Genomic DNA, 2,602 nt, shown 5'->3' with positions numbered 1-2,602 from the left:
CGCGGACATGTATATGACCTATATGGCAGTCGGCGTGATGCCGCTCGTGGTTTATGGCAATGGGCGTCTTTTGGCGGGTGATGGCTGCGTCGGTTATCCTGCGCTGGCAGCCGGGCTGGCGCTCCTCTGGACCTGCCATCCACCCGTGGCATTGTTGACCACGCTCGCGACCGTCGTGGCCCAAGGGGGCAGATTCCTATTCGCAACGCAGTCGCGCAAAGCTTGGCGGGCTGCGGCGGGCGGAGCGGCGCTCTTTGCCCTGCTCGCGGCCTACTATTTTTATTCCATGTCCGAACTACCACCGTCGGAGGGCACGCCGGTGCGCGGCAGCCTGCTGCAGATGACCGGCTTGGCATTATGGCTGTGGGGTGTGACCCAGGGGCTGGTCTGGAGACAATGGACGGTGGCATGGCTGTTGTTGCCGGGCGGGGGGTTGCTCTACGCAACGCAACCGGCCTGGTTCTGGTGCGGTCTGCTGCAGGCTTTGCTGGCTGCGATCGTCGCGTGGCAGGTGCATCGGCAGGGATGGTTTGATCTCCGGCGCTGGTCCGGGGCCGTGGTGTTTGCGACGGGATTGCTTGCCGTCCTGCTGATTCCGCTGGTCTGGCGGGATCAGGGGCTGGACGAAACATGACGACCCTCGCAGGGCTGGCGCAAAATGCCGCGGTATTTGGAAATTACCTTCGCCCGCTTTCGCCGGACGTCATGAGGCCGGGAGACTGCCAGCCCGGCTTGGGCATCTGGATGCTGCTCGTGGTGGGGGCGGTGGCGGCGCTGGCAGGGCGTTCGCTCGCCGCACGATTACTGTGGTTTCCCGCCGCGTTGCTGGCGCTGGCAGTGTTTCGGGTGCCGGGGCTGAGCGATTTCTTCGTGGCGTATTTCCCGCGGCGCCTGGCGGAAATCGCCAGTCTTCCGTTGGACCTGCGGCTGATGCCCGTGGTGGCGGCGTTTGCCTGTGTGGCAGGGCACATTGGCCTGTCCTGTCTGCCAGGAGAACGGGCATGGTCGCAGCGGGCGATTTTGGCCGTCGTCGGCCTGCTGGCAGTCTGGGGCATGTGGGAGGCGCGCAAATTCGTCGCCCGGGGGTGGACGATCACCACTTCACGCACCCAAACAGCCATGTTTTTCCGCACTGAAAATGCAGTGCTCGACCGGTATGCCTACGATTTGCTGCCGATTCCCGGCTATTTTTCCAACGGCAAGACTGATGGCCGGTTGGAGAATCGCCTTTTGGACGCGAAGCGAGAACTTCTGGTTGGACCCGATGCAGTCGCGAGGCGAATGGAACAGGCGGGCGCGGAAACGCTCCTGTTGACCACGCGGATCGATCCGACCGCTTACGCCTGGCTGAACATCAAGCCGGCGCTGATCCTCCAGCCGGGCGAACACCGCCTGCTGCGATTTGAATTCCCGGACAAGATTTACCACGGCTATTTGATCCTGAAAAGCGAGCACGGTTATCGGGATTATATCTTTCCTGCCTCCGGCAACGTCCATGCCTTCGGCGTAGGACCGGACCATTCCAAGGTTCTCTCGCTGTGGAATTCCGGCGAGACAGCGGAAACAGTAAATCTGATGTTCCAGCGCATCGGGACGTTTGGAGCGGATTCCGAGTTTGGCGATTTTGGGCGGGTGACACTCTCGCATTATGATCCGATGCGCTCGCCGGTCCGGATTGTTTCGTGGATTCCCTACCGCGCTGAAGTGGAGATGGAGAAGCCGGGTTTCCTCGAGACTCCACGGGTTCTCTTGCCGGGTTATGTGGCCACAGTGAACGGCCGGCCGGTCAAGGGGCAGGATTCGCCACAGCATTTGGCCATGGTACCGCTGGCCAGCGGACGGCACATTGTAGAATTGCGCTTCGTTGGCTCCACTAGGCTTTGGACAGCCTGGTGGTTGAGTGCCATAGCTTGGGCCGGCCTCCTTGGCTGGTCGGCATGGAGCAAGTTTCAAATTCCGCAGCTATGGCAGAGGCAACCGGGAAACTGATTGGGCCGGCGGGTAGCGGCCGGCGCACAGCGCGATATCTTGAAGGAGGACTGACGCTGGTGATCGCCGCTGCCGTGGTGATTTTCTACGTGTGGACGGTGCGGTCAAACGGGGGCGACTTCTCGTTCAGCGGAAAAAAACAAGACTATTACAATCTGCTGGCAGACGGTTTTCTTGACGGGCACCTCTGCATGAAGGTGGGTGGGCTACCGGCGGCAACCGCCTCGAATCAGCTCCCGCCCGGGGCGCCGTTCCTGCTTGATGCGTCTTATTACCGCGGGAACTACTACCTTTATTTCGGCGTCACGCCGGTGGTAACGGTGTTTCTGCCCTATGCCGGGCTGACGGGGCAGGACTTGCCCCAAGCATATGTGGCCGTGCTGTTCGCCGTCATGGGTTTTGCGCTGAGCTTGGCATGGCTGCGGGTGATCCGGCAGAAATTTTTTCAGCGGGCGGGCATGGGGATCTGGCTCATCTTGGTCGCCGCACTTGGGCTGTGCAGCGTGGCACCGGCGGCATTGCGACGGCCGTTGTTTTACGAAGTGGCCATCATGTCGGGCTATGCATGGGGATCCGCTTGTCTTTTGTTCGCAACGCTCGCAGTGCTGTGGCG

General features: G+C 61.5%; 3 protein-coding genes. All 3 read left to right on the top strand.

From position 1 onward, the window contains the following. Positions 1–634 (top strand): hypothetical protein (locus QZY44_RS23720; RefSeq protein ID WP_295453761.1); only part of this gene is annotated, 634 nt, incomplete at its 5' end. Beyond that, complete coding sequence (locus QZY44_RS23715) at positions 631–1,989, top strand: hypothetical protein (protein WP_295453758.1); 1,359 nt, start codon at positions 631–633, stop codon at positions 1,987–1,989. The genes QZY44_RS23720 and QZY44_RS23715, both read left to right, overlap by 4 nt. A 59-nt stretch (positions 1,990–2,048) precedes the next feature. Continuing rightward, the coding region (locus QZY44_RS23710; RefSeq protein WP_295453754.1) for a hypothetical protein at positions 2,049–2,602 on the top strand (554 nt) is incomplete at its 3' end.

The sequence above is a fragment of the uncultured Thiodictyon sp. genome (assembly GCA_903837595.1).
GTDB lineage: Bacteria > Pseudomonadota > Gammaproteobacteria > Chromatiales > Chromatiaceae > Thiodictyon.
The sequence above is the reverse complement of the archived record's forward strand: the minus strand, read 5'-3'. Positions and strand labels throughout refer to the sequence as shown.